Annotated in this window: 18 protein-coding genes; 8 read left to right on the top strand and 10 right to left on the bottom strand. The window is 73.5% G+C overall.

What is annotated here, in order from left to right; all coding sequences use genetic code 11:
* Window positions 1–24: 24 nt before the first annotated feature.
* Complete coding sequence (locus tag QSK20_RS11640) at window positions 25–276, bottom strand: flavin reductase (RefSeq protein ID WP_285788597.1); 252 nt, start codon at window positions 274–276, stop codon at window positions 25–27.
* 491 nt (window positions 277–767) lie between these two features.
* Here QSK20_RS11640 and QSK20_RS11635 point away from each other — a divergent pair, with 491 nt between their 5' ends.
* The 4 genes from QSK20_RS11635 to QSK20_RS11620 all read left to right on the top strand — a co-directional run bounded on the left by QSK20_RS11635 (window position 768) and on the right by QSK20_RS11620 (window position 4,335).
* Window positions 768–1,574, top strand: a complete 807-nt coding sequence (locus tag QSK20_RS11635; RefSeq protein WP_285788596.1) for a helix-turn-helix domain-containing protein — start codon at window positions 768–770, stop codon at window positions 1,572–1,574.
* Window positions 1,561–1,752, top strand: coding sequence for a DUF397 domain-containing protein (locus QSK20_RS11630; protein WP_285788595.1), 192 nt, complete (start codon window positions 1,561–1,563; stop codon window positions 1,750–1,752). Before QSK20_RS11635 ends, QSK20_RS11630 begins: the two co-directional genes overlap by 14 nt.
* 239 nt (window positions 1,753–1,991) lie before the next feature.
* The gene (locus QSK20_RS11625) at window positions 1,992–2,606 is read left to right on the top strand and encodes a hypothetical protein (RefSeq protein WP_285788594.1); all 615 of its coding nucleotides are present in this window, start codon (window positions 1,992–1,994) and stop codon (window positions 2,604–2,606) included.
* Window positions 2,607–2,718: 112 nt separating this feature from the next.
* On the top strand, window positions 2,719–4,335 hold the full coding sequence (locus tag QSK20_RS11620; RefSeq protein ID WP_285788593.1) for an RICIN domain-containing protein: 1,617 nt from the start codon (window positions 2,719–2,721) through the stop codon (window positions 4,333–4,335).
* Window positions 4,336–4,425: 90 nt separating this feature from the next.
* Here QSK20_RS11620 and QSK20_RS11615 read toward each other — a convergent pair whose 3' ends face one another.
* From QSK20_RS11615 to pdhA, 5 genes are all read right to left on the bottom strand, one after another.
* Window positions 4,426–7,089, bottom strand: a complete 2,664-nt coding sequence (locus tag QSK20_RS11615; protein WP_285788592.1) for an LppU/SCO3897 family protein — start codon at window positions 7,087–7,089, stop codon at window positions 4,426–4,428.
* 344 nt (window positions 7,090–7,433) lie between these two features.
* Complete coding sequence (locus QSK20_RS11610; RefSeq protein WP_285788591.1) at window positions 7,434–7,577, bottom strand: hypothetical protein; 144 nt, start codon at window positions 7,575–7,577, stop codon at window positions 7,434–7,436.
* A gap of 216 nt (window positions 7,578–7,793) precedes the next feature.
* Window positions 7,794–9,251, bottom strand: coding sequence for a dihydrolipoamide acetyltransferase family protein (locus tag QSK20_RS11605; RefSeq protein WP_285788694.1), 1,458 nt, complete (start codon window positions 9,249–9,251; stop codon window positions 7,794–7,796).
* A 5-nt stretch (window positions 9,252–9,256) separates the two neighbouring features.
* Window positions 9,257–10,246 (bottom strand): alpha-ketoacid dehydrogenase subunit beta, encoded by a 990-nt coding sequence (locus QSK20_RS11600; protein ID WP_285788590.1) that lies wholly within the window; start codon window positions 10,244–10,246, stop codon window positions 9,257–9,259.
* Complete coding sequence (gene pdhA / locus QSK20_RS11595; RefSeq protein ID WP_285788589.1) at window positions 10,246–11,427, bottom strand: pyruvate dehydrogenase (acetyl-transferring) E1 component subunit alpha; 1,182 nt, start codon at window positions 11,425–11,427, stop codon at window positions 10,246–10,248. The genes QSK20_RS11600 and pdhA overlap by 1 nt, the downstream gene beginning before the upstream one ends.
* Before the next feature lie 476 nt (window positions 11,428–11,903).
* Between pdhA and QSK20_RS11590 the strand changes: the two genes are divergently transcribed.
* Both QSK20_RS11590 and QSK20_RS11585 read left to right on the top strand, forming a co-directional pair.
* Complete coding sequence (locus QSK20_RS11590) at window positions 11,904–12,551, top strand: hypothetical protein (RefSeq protein ID WP_285788588.1); 648 nt, start codon at window positions 11,904–11,906, stop codon at window positions 12,549–12,551.
* A 109-nt stretch (window positions 12,552–12,660) separates the two neighbouring features.
* Window positions 12,661–13,191 carry a phosphatase PAP2 family protein gene (locus QSK20_RS11585; RefSeq protein ID WP_285788587.1) on the top strand — a complete coding sequence of 177 codons (531 nt, stop codon included), beginning with the start codon at window positions 12,661–12,663 and terminating at the stop codon, window positions 13,189–13,191.
* On the opposite strand, the gene QSK20_RS11580 is transcribed toward QSK20_RS11585, so the two are convergent.
* Window positions 13,166–13,894, bottom strand: coding sequence for an NUDIX hydrolase (locus tag QSK20_RS11580; protein ID WP_285788586.1), 729 nt, complete (start codon window positions 13,892–13,894; stop codon window positions 13,166–13,168). The genes QSK20_RS11585 and QSK20_RS11580 overlap by 26 nt on opposite strands.
* Before the next feature lie 73 nt (window positions 13,895–13,967).
* On the opposite strand from QSK20_RS11580, the gene QSK20_RS11575 reads away from it, so the two are divergent.
* Both QSK20_RS11575 and QSK20_RS11570 read left to right on the top strand, forming a co-directional pair.
* Window positions 13,968–15,056: an SPFH domain-containing protein gene (locus QSK20_RS11575; RefSeq protein ID WP_285788585.1), complete on the top strand. Its 1,089-nt coding sequence runs from the start codon at window positions 13,968–13,970 to the stop codon at window positions 15,054–15,056.
* Entirely contained in the window at window positions 15,053–15,970 is a 918-nt protein-coding gene (locus QSK20_RS11570; protein ID WP_285788584.1) for an NAD(+)/NADH kinase, read from the top strand. The genes QSK20_RS11575 and QSK20_RS11570 overlap by 4 nt, the downstream gene beginning before the upstream one ends.
* Before the next feature lie 138 nt (window positions 15,971–16,108).
* Here the strand turns inward: QSK20_RS11570 and QSK20_RS11565 are convergent, their stop codons facing one another.
* The 3 genes from QSK20_RS11565 to QSK20_RS11555 are packed head-to-tail and all read right to left on the bottom strand — an operon-like array spanning window position 16,109 to window position 20,863.
* Entirely contained in the window at window positions 16,109–17,320 is a 1,212-nt protein-coding gene (locus QSK20_RS11565) for a hypothetical protein (protein ID WP_285788583.1), read from the bottom strand.
* Between the two features lie 46 nt (window positions 17,321–17,366).
* Window positions 17,367–19,040, bottom strand: coding sequence for a GTPase (locus QSK20_RS11560; RefSeq protein WP_285788693.1), 1,674 nt, complete (start codon window positions 19,038–19,040; stop codon window positions 17,367–17,369).
* A gap of 17 nt (window positions 19,041–19,057) precedes the next feature.
* Window positions 19,058–20,863 carry an ABC transporter gene (locus QSK20_RS11555; protein ID WP_285788582.1) on the bottom strand — a complete coding sequence of 602 codons (1,806 nt, stop codon included), beginning with the start codon at window positions 20,861–20,863 and terminating at the stop codon, window positions 19,058–19,060.
* Window positions 20,864–20,872: the final 9 nt, after the last annotated feature.

Raw genomic sequence — 20,872 nt, 5'->3', positions numbered from 1 at the left:
GCCGGAGCGGGCACCCGCCCCCGGTCAGTCGACCCGGCGGCGGGGTGGGCGGGCCCAGCGGACGAAGCGGTCCAACTGGTTCTCGTCGCGGGGCAGGTCGGGTAGCGCCGCCGCCATGGCCATGCCGAGATCGACCATCAGGCCGAGCCGGTCGTCCGCGTACAGGTCCAGGAGCTGGAGCTTCGCGGGCTGGCACGGCCACGGGGCACCGCACACCCGGCACCGCCACGACGGGCGGACGGCGATGTGGTCACGCCTCGGTCGGTACGGCGTCACCCGGCCACACCCCTTCCGCGGACGTCGCGGGACGTGGCGCACAGCCGGGTGATCCGTGTTACCCCTGCCGACCGGGCGGACGGCGGTCGGCGTCGTGAAGGGCCCGATCGGACGGAAGGGCGGCCACGGGATCGTCGGCGGGACCGGTCGGGGCTTCGGCGCGGGTTTCGGCTTGGGCTTCGGCTTCTCCTTGGCACGGGCAAGGCCGGGATCAGGCAGCGCGGCGAGTGGGCCGGGTGGGGTCGGGTGCCGGCGGTCCGGGCAGCGCCACCACGACGGCAGCCCGCACGAGCAGGCGAGCCGCCAACGGCGGAGTACTGGACGGTGCCGTGGAGCGAACGGGACCGGTCGTGGCGATCGTGACATGCTGACAATCTGCTGTGGATCGGTTACCCACTGGAAGGGTGCGTGCATGTCTGGGCGGGAGTGGCCGGGTCAACGCTTAGCGGGCGCAACGATGAGTAGTTGATCTCTGATCTGAGGAGACCTGAGTGGCCGATGTGCCGAGTCCTCTCGCCGACTTCATCGTCGGCGAGATCCGCCGAGCCAGAGGTGCTGGCGGTATGACGCAGGAGACGTTCGGGCGCGGGGCAGGCTTCAGCGCTTCGCACGTGAGCGCGGTCGAGAGCGGAACGCGTGCCTTGACCATGGACTTCATCAAGGGTGCGGACCGCGCCTTCAGCAATGGCGGACTCTTCGAACGCATGGCGGCCAAGCTCGGCGCTCCGTCGTGGTTCCTCCCGTGGCTCGATGCGGAGCGCGCCGCCACACAGCTCCGCTACTTCGAGCCCAACCTGATCCCGGGGATTCTTCAGACCGAGAACTACGCCCGCGCAGTGATGCGTCTCAACGACCTCATGTCCGTCGCCGAGGTCGACCAGCAGGTCAGTGCTCGCGTCGCCCGACACAGAATCCTGACGGGTGACGCGCCTCCACAGCTGGTGGCCGTACTTGATGAAACCGCACTCCATCGAGCCGGCGACGACTTCCCGGGCATCATGGCCGAACAGATCGTTCACCTGACGGCCATGGCTGAACTTCCGCATGTCCACGTTCACGTCATCCCGGCGACCGCTGGCCTTCGCATTGGGCTCTCCGGCCCCTTTGCGCTGGCGCGATTGAACCAGGGCGGCTGGGTCGGGCATCTGGAGAACCAGCTAGGCGGGCTCGTCGTAGACGACGAGGAGGAGATAGCCACTCTCCAGGCGAGGTGGGAGAATGTCCGGAACGAAGCGCTCCCGCGCCGGCAGTCCATAGAACTGATGAAGGAGGCGCACAGCCATCATGGACCTGAGTAACGCCATCTGGCGCAAGTCCCGGCGTAGCGGTTCAAGCGGCGGCAACTGTGTTGAGGTCGCGGACAACCTCTTGAACGTCGTTGCGGTCCGCGATTCGAAGGACCCGGCCGGTCCGGCTTTGACCTTCAGTCCGGCTGCTTGGCGTACGTTCGTCACCCGGCTCGCCGAACCGGTCTGAATCAGCTGGTGAGCTTCAGAGCGCCCATCCCACCGGGAGGTGGGCGCTACTTCCTCTTACGCGCCGGCAACCTGTGCACCTCTGAAATCCGTCCTCGCTGCACTCGGCGGCCGGCTAGGGTTCGTAAAGGTGGCGGTCGCTGAGCCTCGACTCCTTCGTCCACCGGCGATCCTCATGCGCACCGATGGACTGGTTCTCCTGCACAACGGCATTGTTGACGGCCCACACGGACTGTGTTGATGGTGATCGACATCCTCGAAGACGACGGGCGCGGAGCACTCCGAACCGCAGACTGGATCGCCCCGGGTCTCACCTTGCCGCTGACGGTGACCGCTGCGGGGCCGGACGGTGGGCCGGTCCATCCCAAGGTTGTTACCCGCGACGGTGGGCCGGGCTACCGGCGCTTCGTCATCAGCTTCGGCTGCTATGGCAGGCCTGCGCGGATTTCGTCGCGGGATGCGCGGACACCGTTGTCCTCGATCCCCCTGGTCTGGTTGTCACCGTCGACCTTGCCGGTCCCTGACCGGTCTCCGGGGCGTGTGCCGATGATCGAATCAAATTGCGGCATGTCGGGGTGTCGGCGCTCGACTTTACGCCGAGATGCCGCAATCCGAGTCGATCAAGGGGACGTCACGAGGTCCTCGGCCGAGGCGTCGAGTGACTGGCCGGTTTCTGTGATACGGGAATCCCGTTGCGGCCTGCCGGCACTGGCAGCTGTCAGCAACGACGACGGCGATCTCGCCGCGTGGGGTGGGTCGGGTGGAACGCCAGCGCTGGCATCCGGGGTGTCGATGTGGGGCATGTCTCGAAGCGGGACTGCCATCGATATGTATCGACTAGCATCGACGCGCTGACAATCCTGCGGAAGTGACCCGCAGGATTTTTCGTGACGACTCCGATCGCTGCCGGTCCTCATTGTGGAGGAGTCGCCGGTGCCTGTCGGGGGCCACGGGGAGAGGACGCCGGATGAGACAGGCAAGAAGGTACGGACACCTGGCGGGGGTGCTCGCGGCGGCGATGACGGTGGCTGTCGGGCTGGCGGTCGCACCGACCGCGCCCGCCGCCGCCGTCCCCGGTGGAACGGCGGCGGCACCGCCCCTCCAGTGCGTCGACAACGGCACCAGCGGCCATCGGGTGCAGGTGCTCTACGCGTACGAACCGGGCAGCAGCCGGTTCGCCGAGCGTGAGCCGGCGATCCGGGCGGCGGCCTGGGTGGCGCAGCAGAACGTCAACGACAGCGCCAAGCGTGACGGCGCGCAGCGGTGGATCCGGTTCCTGACCGGCAGCACCGGGTGCCATCTCACCATCAACCAGGTGCAGGTGCCGGCGGGCACCGACGCCGCCGACAACCTGATCCCCCACCTCCGGTCGGTGGGGTACGACGCCGACGACCGGAACTATCTCATCCTGTTCGAGAACCACCGGGTGAACTGTGCCGGCGCGGGTTCGGAGCCGATCACGAATCCGAGCGCCCCGGGCACCGGCAACCAGCGCAACAGCGTGACGTCCTGGGTCGCCTTTCAGCCTTCCTGCTTCACCGGGCACACCTTCACCCACGAGCTGACCCACGCCCTGGGTGGTGTCCAGGCGGACGCGCCGCACTTCGACGGTGGCGGGCACTGCACCGACGGCAACGAGACGCTCTGCCAGAGCGACAGCCCGACGGTCTGCACCGACCCGCTCGCCGTGCGGCTGCTCGACTGCGGCCGGGACGACTACTTCGCGGTCAACCCGCAGGGCAGCTACCTGCCGACGCACTGGAACGCCGCGACCGACAGCCTCTACCTCCAGGCGGGCACCTCGGTGTCGCCGATGACCACGATCCCGGCCCTGCCTCCGCAGGTGCTGCGGGCCACGGACGTGGAGGGCACCTCGCTGGTGCTCAGCTACCTGCCGAGCATGAGGCCGGTCGGCTCCGGTTACACCGTCGACCACCAGGTGCTGCGTAACGGCACGGTGGTGGCCACGGTCCCCGGCTGGCGCACGTCCGTACGGCTCACCGGTCTCGCCACGAACACCACGGCCACCTACACCGTCCGGCAGCGGGTCACCCACGGTGGCGTCACCCGTACGTCGGTCGACTCGCAGCCGCTCAGCGTGACCACCAACAGCAGTACGGCGGCGGCCGGAGCGGCCGAGAACGGCGCAACGATGATCTTCGCGAACGACGTGGTGGACGGCTCGGGCGCCAACCTCGCCCTCGACGTGCTCGGTTTCAGCGAGGCGGAGAACGCCACCGTCATCCAGTGGCCGCAGAACGGCGAGGCCAACCAGCAGTGGAAGATGACCTCGGCCACCGGTGGCACCTACACCCTGACCAACAACCACAGCTTGAAGTGCCTCACCCCGTTGGGCGGCGTGACCACCGCCGGCACCCCGGTCGTGCAGGCGAGCTGTTCCGGTGCCGCCGCGCAGCGGTGGACCTTCACCGCGCTGACCGGGCTGACCTACCACATCAAGGCGTCGTCCGGCCTCTGCGTCCAGGCGGCGGGGGCGTCCACCGGCGCGCTCGTGGCGCTCGAACTGGCCACCTGCTCCACGACCGAGCCGACCCAGCGCTGGACCACCAACCGGACCGCCTGACCGCCGGATCCACCGTGCGGAGTTCCACCGGTGGGTGAAACGGAACGTGCGGCGGACCCCAGAGGTCCGCCGCACGTCGTCGTTCGGTCGTCAGGCGGCCGGTCCGAGGCAGAGCACCCGGGTGGGGGAGTTGCCGGGCAGTTCCACGCGCGGCTGGGTCGCGTCGGTGCACTTGGCCTTGTCGTCGACCCTTGAGACGATCTTGAACGCGCCCTGGTCGCCGCAGTCGGCGGCCACCGCACCCTCGCCGGCCTGCTTCACGCAGGAACCGACGGCCGGGTTGAAGGCGGGTTCGTCCGAGCCGCCGAGCTTGCCGAGCGCCCAGAGCGCGCCGAGCGGCACGACCAGGATGAGCACGGCCGCGGTGAGCACCGCCAGCAGCACCCGTCCGTTGCGGACCTTCGGGGTCGGCGGTTCGGCCGGCTTGCTCTCGGTCGCCTCCGGCTTGAAGGCGTCGAACCGACCCTGGTCGCCCTGGGGCGAGTCGCCCAGGTCCCAGAGCGGACGGTCGGGCTGGTCGCCCGGGGTCGGAAAGGCCGCCGGGAAGCCCCGGGTGGCGTCCGGCGAGCCGTGACCCGGGTCGTGGCCCATGGCACCGGGGCTGACCGGTGCCGCCGCCCCGCCGAACCGGTCACCGGAGCGGGCCGGCTCGCCGTGCGGCTTGGTGCCGTTCACCGGGCGCTGGTTGGTCATCGGGTCGTTGAACGTGGGCACACCGGGCGGGAAGGGCGGCAGCGCCGGCTGCGGGACCGGAGCGGACGCGGCGGAGGCCGGGGCGTCGCCGAAGCCGGGCCGGTCGTGCCGCTGGTCGTGCTCGTCGAACCGGGGAGCCGGTCCGGCGTCGAACCGCCCCGGACCGTCGAAACGGTCCCCTGGTCCAGCGTCGAAACGGTCCCCTGGTCCAGCGTCGAAACGATCGCCGTGGCCGCCGTCGAAACGATCTGCGGGGCCACCGTCGAAGCGGTCGCCGTGGCCGCCGTCGAACCGGGAGTTCTGACCACCGTCGAAGCGGGGGTCGGCAGCGCCGTCGAAGCGACCGGGGACGTCGAACCGGGCCTCGGGCTCACCGTCGAACCGGCCGCCGGTGTCGCCGTCCGGGCCGAAGCGGTGGGGCTCCGGCTGGCCGCCGTGGTCGACCTGGTCCGGGCCGTCGGCGGGCCGGGCCGGGCGGCCGTAGACCCGGGGCTGCGGGGCCGGCATGGAGGGCTGTTGCAGGGCCTGGTCGGCCGGGGGTGCCACCCGGTTGGAGACCGGTACGGAGGCGCTGGCCGAGACGCTGCCACCGGCCTCGCCCCCGCTGGCCTCGGGCGAGGTACGCGGGTGCGGAATGGCCTGCGCTCCGGCCTGGGCGGCCTCGGCCCCCCACCCGTCGCCCGGCTGCGCGTCGTACCCGCTCTCGCGTCCGGCCGGCTCGCCGTACGGCGGCTGGTCGGCGGGCGGGGCGAACGACGCCGGCGGGGCGTAGTCGGCCGGGGGCGACGCGGCGAGGCTGGCACCGGGAACCCGCGCCTCCTGAGGCGGCAGCGGTACGGCGTTGGCGGGCGAGATGCCCGGTCCCGGACCCGGCTGGTAGGCCGGCGGGTTCTCGGCGCGGGACGGCTCCCAGCCCGGCCCGGCGGACTCGGCCGGGGCCGGATCCGATCCGGCCTTGCCCCACACCTCGTCGGCCGACCACGGCTCCCCCTCCGGAACGACCGGACGGGCGGGGACGGCGTCGTCACCCGGACGGGCGACTCCGGCACCCCAGGCCGGGACGTCGGCGCGGCCCACCGAGGCGGTGGCGCGGGCCGGCGGGGCGGGCGGCTCGGCCGGCGGCCACGCCTCGGTCGGCCGGGGCTGGTCGCCCGGCGAGTCCCACCCGGACTGCTGCGGTTCCGCCTGCTGCTGCACCGAGGCGGTGCCCCAGGTGGCCGTCGGCGGCTGCTCGTCGGTGGGGCTCCAGGGCCGGGGCTGCTGGCCGCCCGGCTGCGGGGCGGGGGCCGCGCCCCAGGCCGGCTGAGGGTCGGCCGGTGGGCGGACCGACGCCGCTCCCCGGGCCGCCGGAGCCTGCTCGCCCGGCTGCGGGGCGGGGGCCCGGCCCCAGTCGTCCTGCTGCGGCTGGTCGCCCTGCGCGCCCCAGCCGGCCGGCTGGTCGTTCTGCGGGCCCCAGTTCGCCGGCGGCGGGGTGCCCTGCGGGCTCCACGCGGCTGGCGGCTGGTCGCCGGCCGACCCCCACGACGCGGGCTGCTGCGGGCCCCTGGCCGGCGGCTGCTCGTCAGGTGCCGGCCAGGACTGCTGCGGGGCACCCGCTCCCGGCCAGTTCTGCGGGGCGGACTCGCCCTGTGGACCCCAGCCCGGCTGGGCGCCACCCTGCTGCGGGGACTCGCCCCGGCCCGGCGTCTGCGGTACGGCGGCCCACGCGGTGGTCGGCTGCTGCTGGTCGGCCTGGGGGTTCCAGGTGCCCGGCTGCGGCTGCCCGGTCGGGCCACCCCACGGCTGACCCGGTCCGGCCGGCGGCCCCCACGGGCCGGGCTGGGCTTCGCCGGGTGCCTTCCAACCCACGGTCGGGGGCGCCTCACCGGGCGCGCTCCACGCCGGGGCGGGGGAGTTCGGTCGCGCGGCCGGCGGTGGCGGTGCCCAGCCCAGGTCGGGGGCGGCTGTGCCGTACCCGTTCTCCTGCTGCGCTGACCGGTCGCCGTACGGCGCCGATCCACCGGCGCCCGGCGACACCTGGTCCGGCTCCTGGCCGGGGTGGTGCGGGCCCTCGGACGTCATGGCTGCGCCTCCTCCATCACATGTCGGCCGCCGACGCCGATCGGGTGCCGTCGGCTTGCTCGCCGGCATAGCCGGCTGGCCGGCCGTGCCGCGCTCCCCCGCACCGTATCCGGTGGCCGCCCGTGGCACTCGGGGAGCACCGGCCGTCACTCCGCGTCGCCGTATGGTGTCGAGCGGTGTCTATCCGCCTGACGTCCTCCGGCAGCGGGCGGGAACGACCGTGCCCCACCGTACCGGGCGCTCGTACGAGGGCGGAATCCCGGTGCCGAAGGGTCTGAAAGCCGACGACCCGCCCGGGGTCCGGGCGGGTCGTCGATGGGGAGGAGGTGAGAAAGTCGTAGCCGTCAGCCCATGGTCATGTGACGCTGGGCGATGGCGAGGATCTCGTCGCGGACCGCGGGCGAGTTGGCGGAACGCAGCGCGTGCTCGATGGCACGGGCGCGGCGGTTGGCGTCGCGGCGGTTGCGGATTCGCTCGATCATGCTCATGGGTCTCTCCTCCTGGCTATTCGGTTGTCAGCCCGTCGTGCCTCCATTGAAGCGCATATCCGCGTTGAACTCCAACGATTCTAAGGTGAGCTGAGACACCAGCCGAACGATCGAAGGTTGACGGCGGGTTGAGCCGAGGTTTCTTATGTCCATACGGTGACGGCCGGTGTGCCGGGAGTAACCCCGGCGCACCGGCCGTCGTAGCCGTGGAACGTGTCAGGTCCAGGCGAGCAGCGCCGCCTCCGGATCGGTCAGGAAGTCACCGATGTCCCGCAGGAACTTCGACCCGAGCTCGCCGTCGATGATCCGGTGGTCGAAGGAGAGCCCCAGCGTCGTCACCTGACGCGGCTTGACCTTGCCCTTGTGCACCCAGGGCATCTCCCGCACCGCGCCGAACGCCAGGATGGCCGACTCGCCCGGGGGCAGGATCGGCGTACCGGTGTCCACCCCGAACACACCGACGTTGGTGATGGTCAGCGTGCCACCGGACATGTCCGCCGGGGAGGTCTTCCCGGTCTTCGCCGTCTGCACCAGAGCGGTCATCGCGTCGGCCAGCTCCCGCAGCGAGAGCCGCCCGGCGTCCTTGATGTTCGGCACGATCAGGCCGCGCTCGGTGGCCGCCGCGATGCCCAGGTTGACGTACTCCTTGACCACGATCTCGTCGCCGGCCCAGGTCGAGTTGACCATCGGGTGCCGCTGCACCGCCAGCAGCACCGCCTTGGCGACCAGCAGCAGCGGCGAGACCCGGACGTCCCGCCACTCCCGCCGGGCCCGGAGCCGGTCCAGCGCCTTCATCGCCCGGGTCACGTCCACGGTCAGGAACTCCGTGACGTGCGGGGCGGTGAACGCCGAGGCGGACATGTTCTCGGCGGTGAGCTTGCGCACGCCCTTGACCGGGATCCGCCGTTCGCGGTCCGCGCCGAAGGCCGCCGACGTGGTCGCCGGAGTCGCCGCCACGGTCGCCGTCGAGGCCCCGTCCGCCGCCTGGTGGACGTCCTCCCGGGTGATCGAGCCGAGCGGACCCGACCCGGTCAGCGTGGTGAGGTCGACCCCGAGGTCCCGGGCGAGCTTGCGTACCGGCGGCTTGGCCAGCACCAGCGCACCGGCGCCGTGCCCGTTGGCCGCCGGAGCGGTGCGGGGCGCGACCGGGGCGGTACGGGCGACCGGCACCGCCGGCGCGGCGGCCACGGGCTGCGCCGCCGGTGCCGGCGTGGCCTGTGCCGGGACCGGGCCGGTCGCCTTGCGCGGGCGGCGCTTGGCGGCCGTGCTGCGCGGCCCGTAACCGACCAGCACCGCCGTCCGGCCACCCGGGGCGGGGCCGCCGATCAGGCCGGGCTCGACCGCGCCCTCGCTCGGGGCCACGTCCACCGCCGCCAGCGCCGCCGCCGACGGGGTGGGGGTGACCTCCTCCTCCAGCGGCCCGGCGCCCGGGTCGGTGTCGATCGCGATGATCGGCGTACCGACCTCGACCGTGGAGCCCTCCGGGTGGAAGATCGACTTCACCTGCCCGGCCCACTTGGCCGGGATCTCCACCGCCGCCTTGGCCGTCTCGACCTCGACGATCGGCTGGTTCAGCTCGATGACGTCCCCGACCTTGACCAGCCAGGCCAGGATTTCGCCCTCGGTCAGCCCCTCGCCCAGGTCGGGCAGGTTGAACTCCTTGATCCGCGACATGCCGCTCACCAGCCGAAGGTGCGGTCGACGCCGTCGAGCACCCGGTCGAGGTCGGGCAGGTACTCCTCCTCGACCCGGGCCGCCGGGTAGGGGGTGTCGTAGCCGGTCACCCGCAGCACCGGGGACTCCAGGGAGTAGAAGCACTCCTCGGTGACCCGGGCCGCGATCTCCGCGCCCAGACCCAGGTTGCCCGGGGCCTCGTGCACGACCACGCAGCGGCCGGTGCGGCGCACCGACTCGTACACCGGTGCCAGGTCCAGCGGGGAGAGCGTGCGCAGGTCGACGACCTCCAGCTCCCGGCCGTCCTCGGCGGCGGCCGTCGCCGCGTCCAGGCAGGTCCGCACCATCGGGCCGTACGCCAGCACGGTGACGTCCGTGCCGGGTCGCACCACCCGGGCCGCGTGCAGCGGGTACGCCTCCGACAGCGGGGCGTCCAGCTCCACCGGACCCTTCTCCCAGTAGCGCCGCTTCGGTTCCAGGAAGACGACCGGGTCGTCCGAGGCGATGGCCTGCTGGATCATCACGTACGCGTCCTGCGGGCTGGCGCAGGAGACGACCTTGAGGCCGGCGGTGTGCGAGAAGTACGCCTCCGGCGACTCGGAGTGGTGCTCCACCGCGCCGATGCCGCCGCCGAACGGGATGCGGATCACCATGGGGATGTTCAGCTTGCCGCGCGAGCGGTAGTGCATCTTCGCCACCTGCGACACGATCTGGTCGTATGCGGGGTAGACGAAGCCGTCGAACTGGATCTCGCAGACCGGGCGGTACCCCCGGATGGCCAGGCCGACCGCCGTGCCGATGATCCCGGACTCGGCCAGCGGGGTGTCGATCACCCGCTGGTCGCCGAAGTCCTTCTGGAGCCCGTCGGTGACCCGGAAGACGCCGCCGAGCTTGCCGACGTCCTCGCCCATGACGACGACCTTGGAGTCCTGCTCCAGGGCCCGGCGCAGGCCGATGTTGAGGGCCTTGCCGATGGAGAGCGTCTCCGTGGCCATCAGTGGGCACCCCCCTCGAACGACGCCTGGTACTTCGTGAACTGCGCCCGCTGCTCGTCGAGCTCGGGGGACCCGTTCGGGTAGACGTGGTCGAACATCGTCACCGGTTCCGGGTCCGGCATGGCGAGCACCCGCTCCCGCAGGTGCACCGACTCCTGGCGGGCCTGCTCGTCGACCTCGGCGAAGAAGGCGGCGTCGACGATCTTCTGCTTCTCCAGGAACGCCTTCATCCGGGCGATCGGGTCCTTGGCCTGCCAGGCCTCGACCTCGCTGGCGATCCGGTACCGGGTCGGGTCGTCGGAGGTGGTGTGCGCGCCCATCCGGTAGGTGTACGCCTCGATCAGGCTGGGGCCCTGTCCGTTCCGGGCGTTGTCCAGCGCGTGCCGGGTCACCGCGTACGAGGCGAGCACGTCGTTGCCGTCCACCCGTACGCCGGGGAAGCCGAAGCCGGCGGCGCGGCGGTAGAGCGGCACGCGGGTCTGCCGCTCCAGCGGCTCGGAGATCGCGTACTGGTTGTTCTGGCAGAAGAAGACCAGCGGCGCGTTGAACACGCTGGCCCAGACGAACGCCTCGTTGACGTCGCCCTGGCTGGTCGCCCCGTCGCCGAAGTAGGCGATCACCGCCTCGCCGTCGTCGCCGCCGGTCCTGCCGTCCATGGCGACGCCCATGGCGTACCCGGTCGCGTGCAGGGTCTGCGCCCCGATCACGATCGTGTACATGTTGAACTTGAACTCGTTCGGGTCCCAGCCGCCCTGGTCGACACCACGGAAGAGACCGAGCGGCATGATCGGGTCGATGCCCCGGCAGTAGAGGACGCCGTGTTCCCGGTAGGTGGGGAAGGCCATGTCCTGCGAGCGCAGCGCCCGCCCGGAGCCGACCTGGGCCGCCTCCTGGCCGAGCAGGCTGGCCCAGAGGCCCAGCTCGCCCTGCCGTTGCAGGGCGGTCGCCTCGGCGTCCAGCTTCCGCACCAGCACCAGGTCCCGGTAGAGGCTGCGGTACTCCTCGTCGGTGAAGTCGACGCGGTACTCGACACCGTCCGGGCCGGTGACGCTCTCGATCCGCTCACCCTCGGGGGTGAGCAACTGCACCAGCTCGGGGTCGGCGCCCTTCGCCGCGGCCCGCTTGGATCTGGGTGCCGCCCGTCTGCTGCGGGTGGTGACCCCGGGGTCGCCCTTTGCCATCCGTCTCTCCCTGTCGTGTCTGCGCCGGCACCGGGGATTGCCCGACCGCGCAACTCGTGCGTCCGCCCGGCAGGTGCCGGGGGGTCTCCTGGCAGCCGCCCCTGGCCCCTTTGTGGGGGTTGCCGTGCGGCGTGAGCCGGATTCTGGCCGAACCCGGTTCGGGAGCGACGGCAGCCGGCCGAGCCTTCGCGGGTGTGCGAGGGCCACGGCTGCGTCGCCGTCGTGTGGGTCCATATTCGCAGAATGAGGTGAGCGGGCCCACACTACGCCTGCCTTGATCGACGACGGGCTGTCCGATCGCCCGGTCCGCGAGGCTCCGACGCGGGGGCCGGCACGGCGTCGGACGAAAGGGTGTGTCGACACGCTGTGCAGGGTGGCGGACGGAGGGTGACTGGTCCAGGCTGGTCCGAGGGGGAGATGACCGCCGGAGAGCGGCTCGTCCCGTTTCCCTGCGCCCCGACCAGGAGGAGGGCCCGGTGTTCGACAACGACGGTCCCGGTCCTCCGCTGCTCGGTCGGCACCGCGCCGCCGGGTCGGCCGGCTACCGGCGTGTCGTCGGTGCGCACCGGGCCCCGGGTTCTGCCGGCCCGACACGCGGCTACCTGTTCACCGTCGCCCTGCTCGCCGGCACCGCCTCCATGCCGATCCTCGCCGCGATCAGCGCCGGCTCGGCCACCGTGGGGGGCACCGCGCTGCCGAAAGCCGACACTCCGTTCATCCCGACGCCCTCGCGGGGGCCGGTGGTGGTCGGGCCGCCCCGCCCGGCGTCCCCGGGCCTCGCCGCCCCGATCCACTCGCCGGTCGGTGGCGCCCCGTCCGCCGTCCCGGTCGGGGGCCCGTCACCGACAGCGCACCCGCGAACGGAGCCGCCGGCCCGGCCGCCGGCTCCGTCGAAGCCCGTACCGACCCGGACGCCCCGCCCCACGGCGGCCCCCACGCCGACGACCCCGGCCCCGACCGGCTCCCCGGATCCGGGTCAGGAGCCCACGCCGGCCCCGGAGCCCACTCCGACACCGAGCGGCACGTGCGCCGAGCCGACCGGGGTGACCTGCGCTCCCTCGCCGGCCGTACCCTCGCCGTCCCCTGTGCCACCGCCGTCGCCCGCCCCGGGCGCGATCCGGTGACCAGACCCTGAGCACGTCAGACGACCGGACCGCGACACCGGACGGTACGCCCCGACCCGGCGCGGGCGGGCGGCTGGCGCGGGTCGTCACCGAGGCCACCGCCCCGGCGGTGCTGGTCACCGTCCTGCTCGTCGCGGTCGGTTGGCACAGCGCCCGCGGTGGTGTGGGTGGTCTGGGTTGGGGTCTGCTCGCCACCGTCTTCGCCAGCGGCATCCCGATCGCCTACATCCTCGGCGGGGTACGCCGGGGCCGGCTCACCGACCACCATGTGCGGATCCGCGAACAGCGCCGGATCCCGCTGCTGGTCGGGATCGCGTCGGCGGCCGGCGGACTCGCCCTGCTCGCCGCCCTCGGCGCACCCCGGCCGGTGCTCGCCCTGGTCACCGCCGGGGTGGTGGGACTGGTGGTGGCGGTGTCGGTGAGCCACTGGTGGAAGATGTCGATCCACACGGCGGTGGCGGCAGGAGCGCTGGTCGTCCTGGCGTCGACCTTGGGAGCGGGGCTGCTGGCCGGGTCGCCCCTGCTCGTCCTGGTGGGCTGGTCGCGGGTGCGCCTGGGTGATCACACCGTCGGTCAGGTGCTGGCCGGTGCCGCCCTCGGCGCCCTCGTCGCGGTCACCGTCTACACGCCCCTGCATTGAGGGGTCGGGCGAGATCCTGGGCGGACGGGCGGAGCATCGGCGGGTGCAACAGGGTGGCCGGGCCACGCCGGAAGAGTTGGGCCGGACGGCCCCGCTCACCCTCGGTGCTCCGACCCGTCGATTCGACGAACCCCGGGGTGCCGGTGACCTTGCGATGGAAGTTGCGCGGGTCGAGCGTGGTGTCCCAGACCGTCTCGTACACCGCGCGCAGTTGGGCGACGGTGAACTCGGGCGGGCAGAACGCCGCCGCCAGCGGGGTGTACTCCAGCTTGGCCCGGGCCCGTTCCAGCCCGTCGGTCAGGATCCGTCCGTGGTCGAAGGCGAGCTGTGCCCGGTCGAGCCGGTTGACCGGCACCCAGTCGGCGGCGGCCGCGTCCGACCCGGCGACCGGGGACGGCAGGTCCGGCAGGAGGGCGAGCCAGGCGACGGTCACCACCCGGCGGCGCGGGTCCCGGGTCGGGTGGCCGTACGTGCCGAGCTGCTCCAGGTGCCCGGCCGGTTCGAGTAGGCCGGTCTCCTCGGTCAGCTCGCGGACGGCCGCGTCGGGCAGGTCCTCGTCGATGCCGACGAAACCACCGGGCAGCGCCCAGCAGCCCTCGAACGGCGGCACTCCCCGCCGGACCAACAGCACGTGCAGCTCGTCGGTGCGGACGGTCAGGACCACCAGGTCGGCGGTCACCGCGAACGGCGGGTAATCGGTCACGTGTTTATCACCACCTTGACGATAATCTACCAGAGGCTTTATCGTCGTGGGGACGAAAAAGGGGAGGACGATCATGGCTGACGTCTCGCGGCGGCTCTTCCTGCGGCACCTGCGCGGCACCCCGACGAGTTGGGTCCGGCACTCCACCGGTGGCCGGGTCCGTCGGGAGGGCACCGGGCTGTCCTTCTGGTACCGGCCGCTGCACGCCGTGCTCAGCGAGGTGCCGGTCGACGACCGGGAACTGCCCCTGCTCTTCCACGCCCGTACCGGGGACTTCGCGGACGTCACCGTGCAGGCCACCGTGACCTACCGGGTGGCCGACCCGGCGCTCGCCGCCACCCGGCTCGACTTCTCCGTCGACCCGCGCACCGGCGTGGCGCGGGCCCGACCGCTGGACCAGGTCGCCACGCTCCTCGCCGAACTGGCCCAGCAACCCGCCCTCGACCTGCTCGCCCGGGTCCCGCTGGCCGAGGCGCTCACCACCATCGCGCCGGTGCGGGAGGCGGTCTCGGCCGCCCTCGGCACCGAACCCAGGCTCGCCGACGTCGGGGTCGCCGTGGTCAGCGCCCGGGTGGTCGCCATCCGCCCCGAACCGGAACTGGAACGGGCACTTCAGACCCCCACCCGCGAGGCGGTGCAGGTCGAGGCCGACCGGGCCACCTACGCCCGCCGGGCCCAGGCCGTCGAGCAGGAGCGCTCGATCGCGGAGAACGAACTCCAGAACAAGATCGAGCTGGCCCGCCGGGAACAGCAGCTCGTGGAGCAGCACGGCGCGAACACCCGCCGTCGGGCCGAACTGGACGCCGCCGCCGAACTCGCCGCCGCCCAGGGCAAGGCGGAACGCGAGAAGGTCGCCGACGCGGCCGCCGCCGAACGTGCCCGGGTGCTCTCCACCGCCGAGGCCGAGAAGGAGCGTGTCCTCGCCGCCGCGAAGGCCGACGGGGTACGCGCGCTCGGCCACGCCGAGGCGGAGGCCGAGGCGGCCCGGCTGGCGGCGTACGCCCAGCTTCCGGTCGAGGTGCTGCACGCCCTCGCGCTGCGCGAGCTGGCCGGTCAGCTGCCGCAGATCGGTCAGCTCACCGTCACCCCGGACCTGCTCTCCGGCCTGCTGACCCGACTCGGCGGAAGCGACCTGACCCGGCTCGGCGGGAGCGACCGGTGAGCGCCACCCTGGCCCCCCGGGTCGTGGTCGTCAGCCGGCGCAGCGAGCTGGACGAACTGCTCGCGCGGCACGGCACCCGCGCTGCGGCGGCGTGGTACCTGAAGGCCCGTGGCGGTGACCTGGCCGAGGTGGTCCACCGGCACGAGCTGCTCCAGGCGGCGCTGACCACGGTCGGCGCGGCCGTACCGGCCGACTGGCGACGCGGCTCGGTCGACCGGGACGACCTGCCCCGCTTCCTCTTCGCCCCGGAGGACGTCGTGGTCGCGGTCGGCCCGGACGGACTGGTCGCCAACGTCGCCAAGTACCTCGACCGGCAGCCGGTCGTCGGGGTCGACCCCGACCCGGGTCGCAACGCCGGCATCCTGGTCCGCTCCACACCCGGCCAGGTGGCCGACCTGCTCCGGGCGGTCGTCGCCGGCCGGGCCGCCATCGAACGGCGGACCATGGCACGCGCCGTCCTCGACGACGGACAGGAGCTGGTCGGCCTCAACGAGGTGTACGTCGGTCACGTGTCCCACCAGTCCGCCCGGTACCTGCTCGCCGAGAACGCCGACGGGCGGACCCGACGGGAGCGCCAGTCCTCCTCCGGCCTGGTGGTGAGCAGCGGAACCGGGGCGACCGGCTGGTGCGCGTCGATCGCCCGGGACCGTCCGGACCCGCCCCGGCTGCCCACCCCGGACGAGCCGGCGCTCTGCTGGTTCGTCCGGGAGGCCTGGCCGTCTCCGGTGACCGGGGCCAGCCTCACCGCCGGTCGGCTGGGCACCGACGGCACCCTGGAGCTGACCGCCGAGTCCGACGGCCTGGTCGCCTTCGCCGACGGTCTGGAGTCGGACCGGCTCACCCTGGCCTGGGGCCAGCGGATCACCCTCTCCGTCGCCGCCCGTCACCTGGCACTGGTGACCGGAGCCCACTAGCCGACTGTTCTGGTTGCCGGCTTGCTGGCTGGCTTGGTTGGTTGGTTGGTTGGTTGCAGGGGACCCTTCCTCGGCAAAAAACGGTAGGAAGGGGCCCCTGCAGGCACCTGAGGCCCCGGCGGGAAGGGGCAGAGCGGGTCAGTCGTCGGTGAGGTGGTGGCGGTTGGCCTCGATCCAGGCGTGCAGGGCCGCCGGGTCGTCGGGGTCGACGCCGTCGGCCATCAGCTGGGCCACCGCCGCCGTGGCGGGACTGCGCCGCTCGCCGGTGCTGTAGAGGCGGGCGAACTCCGGCACCATCTCCTCGATCGCGCTGTCCGTCTGGCTGGCCGCGGACTCGGGCAGGCCGCGCCGCCGTGCGGCGTACCCGGCCCAGCCACGCAGCACCCGGGGAAGCAGGGCGGCGTCGTCCATGTCCAGTACGGCCCGCCGGTGCACCCAGTCGAGCAGGAACAGCTCGGCCACCGTCGGGCTCCACCGCAGCGGGTCGGCGTCCGGGAAGCTCGCCGCGTGGTCCAGCAGCAGGCTCAGGCAGAAGTGCAGGGACGCCAGCTCCGGGCCGTCCATGGTGTCGAGGCCGAACCGGGCGGCCTCCGGCGCGGCGAGGAACTGGCGTACCAGCGCGGTGCGCTCGGCCGGGGTGAGCGGTTCCGGGTCCACCGGGGTCCGGACGGGGCGGGGCAGCAGGGCCAGCCGGGCCCCGGCGATCGTCCGGTCGGTGGCGAGGGAGCCCTCGCCGGGCAGGTCGCCGAGGTCGTCGGTGATCGCCAGGTGGCGGGACACCTCGCTGTGCAGCCGGGCCGGGTCCTCCGTCCGGAACCAGGTCAGCTCGTCGGTGGCGCACATCTGCCGGACCTGCTCCAGGATCCGTTCGGCCGGTCCGCCGACGAAGATGTCCTTGGTGATGCCGATGTTGTGGTCGACCAGGGCGACCATGGCGTGCTCCGGCCCGCCGGCCGCCTCGTCGTAGGCGAAGGTGGCGAGGTAGGAGGTCTGGTCGCCGTACACGTCGCCGTAGGCCCAGCAGCCGGTGAGGTGTACCCGGCCGAGCTGGTCGGACCAGGACGGGGCCTGGGCGCCGGGCTTGACCCGGTCGGCGCCCTCGGCGTCCGGCACGAGTCGGGCGAACACCCGCCGGATGGTGGTGGCCGAGGCGGTCCGCCGACGGGACGTGGCGGCGAGGAAGCCGCCCACGAACTCCCGTACGGCCGTGCTGCGGTCGGACTCCGCGACCGCGTAGACGCTGCCGAGCAGCGCGGTGCCGAGCATCTCGGCGTCGAGGGCGCAGTCGAGCCGGCTCACGTCGCGGGCTGCGTGCAGTACCGCGTCGTAGGGGGTGTGAGGCGTGGCCATGGATCGACCCTACGCCGCCGGAACCCCGGCGGGAGGAAGGCCGGGATCACTTCTTTCCGGCCGCCACCCGCAGCGCGTCCCGGGCTTCGGTGTACGAGGTGAGGACCGCGCGGACCGGGGTCAGCACGTGCTCCTCGCCGACCCCGGCCACGGCGGCGGTGAGTCGTCGCTCCGCGCGGAGCCGGGTGCGCCGGGCCGCCCAGCGGACGACCGGCCGGGTCACCGCCGCGACCAGTAGTCCGGCGAGCAGCCCACCGAGCAGCAGCAGCGTCGGCAGCGGCACCTCGCCGACCATCGGCTCGTCCGGATCGGGCAGGCCGAGGGCGTTCAACGCGTACCCGAGCACCAGCCAGGCCAGCCCGGCGACGGCGGTGAGTGTCACCAACCACTGGAGCGCGCCGACCAGTCGCCACCACAGGGGCCGCTCGGGCACGTCGAGGTCGGTGCCGGCGACCGCCCGGTCCAGCGCGTCCGGCACGTCGCCGAGGCGGGACCGGGCCGCGCCGGTGACCGCCGCCGGCCACGGCCCCGGCAGGTCGCCGCCGGCCCGCTCGGCCACCGTCCGGACGGCCAGCCCCAACGCCGAGCGTTGGGCGGCGGTCGGGTCGGGTACGGAGGTCGCGGCGACCGGCTTCGCGGGCTCGTCGGCCGACCCGTCGGCCGAGCCCGAGCCGGGCAGGTGCAACCGCCGCAGCGGGTCCGGCCGCAGGCGACGCCAGCCACGGACCAGCGGCCAGCCGGTGGCACCCGTCGCCCGGTGCCGGTACGCCTGTTCGACCGCCGTGGTCACCGCCGGCACCCCGGCCGCTCCGGCCAGCGCGCCGGTCAGGGCACGGGTGCCGGCGGCGTCCGGCCCGGTGCCGGCGGGTTCCGGGCCGACCAGGTCGGCGAAGCGCTCCACGACGGTGTCGATGTCGCCGGCCAGCCGTCGCAGGGACGCCTGCCGCTCGGCGACCGTCGACTCCAGGCTGGCCCGCAGTTCGGTGGTGCCGGAGGGGTCGACGGCGGTGGTGGCGAGCAGCGGCACCCCGGTCAGGCCGTCGGCGTCGAGCAGCCGGCGCAGGTCGTCGAGGACCCGGGGCACCTCGGCCGGGGGCAGCCGGTCGGCCTGGTTGAGCACGACCAGGGTGACGTCCCGGTGCCGGTGGAACTCGCGCAGGTAGGCGGTGTGCACCAGCCGGTCGGCGTACTTCTGCGGGTCGACCACCCAGATGACCAGGTCGACCAGGCCGAGCAGCCGGTCGACCTCCAGCCGGTGGGCGTGCTGCACCGAGTCGAAGTCGGGCAGGTCGAGCAGGACCAGCCCGTGCAGGGCGGACTCGTCGTCGCCGTCCAGGGCGCTCTCCCGGATGAACCGGTGCCGGGGCAGCACGCCGATCCAGTCGAGCAGCCGGGTCGCGCCGTCGAGCGGTCCCCACACGCAGGCGTGCGCCACACCGGTGGTGGGTCGGCGTACCCCGACCGGGGAGAGGTCCAGCCGGGCGAGCGCGTTGAACAGGCTGGACTTGCCGCTGCCGGTCGCCCCGGCCAGGGCGACCACGGTGTGGTCGCGGGAGAGGGCGAGTCGGGTGCCGGCCCGTTCGACCAGGGTGTGCGCCGGGACGAGCCGTTCGTCGGGCAGGTGGCCGTCGACGGCGGTGAGGAACCGGCGGACCGCGTCGAGGCGGGTGATCAGGTCGTCCGGGTCGACCCGGGTTCCGCCCCGGAGCGCCTCCCGCATCCGGCCGACGAATCCGGTCACCGGGTCACGTCCAGGTCGGCGCGCTCCCGGGCCTCGGCCACCCGCTCGGCGGCGGCCCGCAGGTCGGCGGCGGTGTCCGCCTCCGGCCGGGCGCTCGCGGTACGGGCCAGGAACCGGGCGGCCTCCTCGTCGAGCAGCGTGTCGATCCGTTCCAGCAGGTCGCCCCGGGCCTGGCGGGCGAGGTTGCGGACCGCCTGGTCGCCGAAGATCGCCTGGAGGACGGCCTGCGCGGCGACCGTGGTGCCCGCTCCGGTGGCCACCTCCAGACCGGTCGGCACGAAGGCGGTCGAGGCGAACACCGCGATCATCACGGCGAGGCCGGTGGCGTTGACCGCGTACGCCGCCGTGCGGGCGACGAAGCGTTTGTCGCCGCCCTCGGTGCGGACCAGGTCCAGCACGCCCCGCTGCCAGTCGCGGACCAGCCGCTCGGCGCGTTCCGGCAGGTCGGCGGAGGGATGCGCCAGGTCCGGTTCGAGCAGCGCCGCGCCGGCCGGGTGGGCCCGCCACCCGGTGTACGCGTTCTCGGCCGCCTCGGCGGCCACCCCGCGCAGCAGGGTGACCAGCTGGGACTCGATGGCGTCGCGCAGCTCGTTGGCGGGGGCCGGTCGCCCGGTGACGGCGGCGACGACGCGGTCGCGGAGCCGACCGATCCGCGCCTCCAGGGTGCGGAAGAACTCGCCGGTGCCGACGAACTCCTGCCAGCGGGCCAGCACCTCGCCCCGGAGCAGCCGACCGTCGGAGAGGCCCTGCTCGACGGTGCGCTGGGCACCGCGGTACGCGCCGCGTACCCGGTCGTCGAGCGCGTCGGCGGCGGTGGTCTGCTCGTCGGCGGCCTCGGCGAGGGTTTCGGTGATCGGGCCGAGCGCGGCGAGCGCGCCGTCGAGGGTCTGTCGGACCACGGCGGCGCGGGCCTCGGCGTCGGCGGCGAGTCGGGCGAACCACTCACCCAGTGGCGCCGTCACCCGTTCCGGCAGCAGCCCCTGCCCGTCGACCTGGGTCTCCGGCAGGACGAAGAGGGGTGCCGCGCCCAGGTCGTGGGTGGCGAGCATCTCGGCGAGGTGGGCGGAGACCTCCTCGGTGGCCTCCGGCGGAACCCGGTCCAGGACGAGGGCGATGGCCGCTCCCCGGGCCCGCGCGTTGTGCAGCAGTTCCCAGGGGACCGCGTCGGCGTACCGGGCGGCGGTGGTGACGAAGAGCCAGAGGTCGGCGGCGGCGAGGAGTTGCCCGGCCAGCGCCCGGTTGGCGTCGACCACCGAGTCGATGTCCGGCGCGTCGAGGAAGGCCAGCCCGGGTGGGAGCGCGGGCGCGGTGACCAGTTGCAGGGTGCGCGGGTCCTCGCTGGGCTCGCTGGTCCGGGTCAGCCCGGGCAGCAGTTCGCCCTGCCGGAACCAGCCCGAGTCGGCCGGGTTGCAGACCAGCACCGGTGACCGGGTGGTGGGCCGGAGCACCCCGGCGGCGCTTACCCGGGCCTGGACCAGGCTGTTGACCAGGGTCGACTTGCCCGCGCCGGTGGAGCCGCCGACCACCACCAGCAGCGGGGCGTCGAGTCGGGCGAGCCGGGGCAGGAGGTAGTCGTCGAGCTGGTCGGTGAGGGCGGCGGCGTTGCGCCGGGCCGGTTCGGCGGAGGGCAGGTCGAGCGGGAAGCGGGCGGCCGTGGCCGCGGCGCGTAGGCCGGCGAGGGCGGTGGACAGGTCGTCCCCGGGTGTCCCGGTCGGGTCCTCTGCGGCGGTGGCTGCTCCGCTGTGGGTGGCGGCGACGGCGGGCGCGCCGGAGTGGGTGGCGGATTCCCCGTGCGTCGTCACCGCTAAAGC

This window comes from Micromonospora sp. NBRC 101691 (genome assembly GCF_030269285.1).
In the GTDB taxonomy this organism is placed as follows: domain Bacteria; phylum Actinomycetota; class Actinomycetes; order Mycobacteriales; family Micromonosporaceae; genus Micromonospora; species Micromonospora echinospora.
Note: the sequence above shows the minus strand (reverse complement) of the source record. Positions and strands in the feature narration are given on the sequence as shown.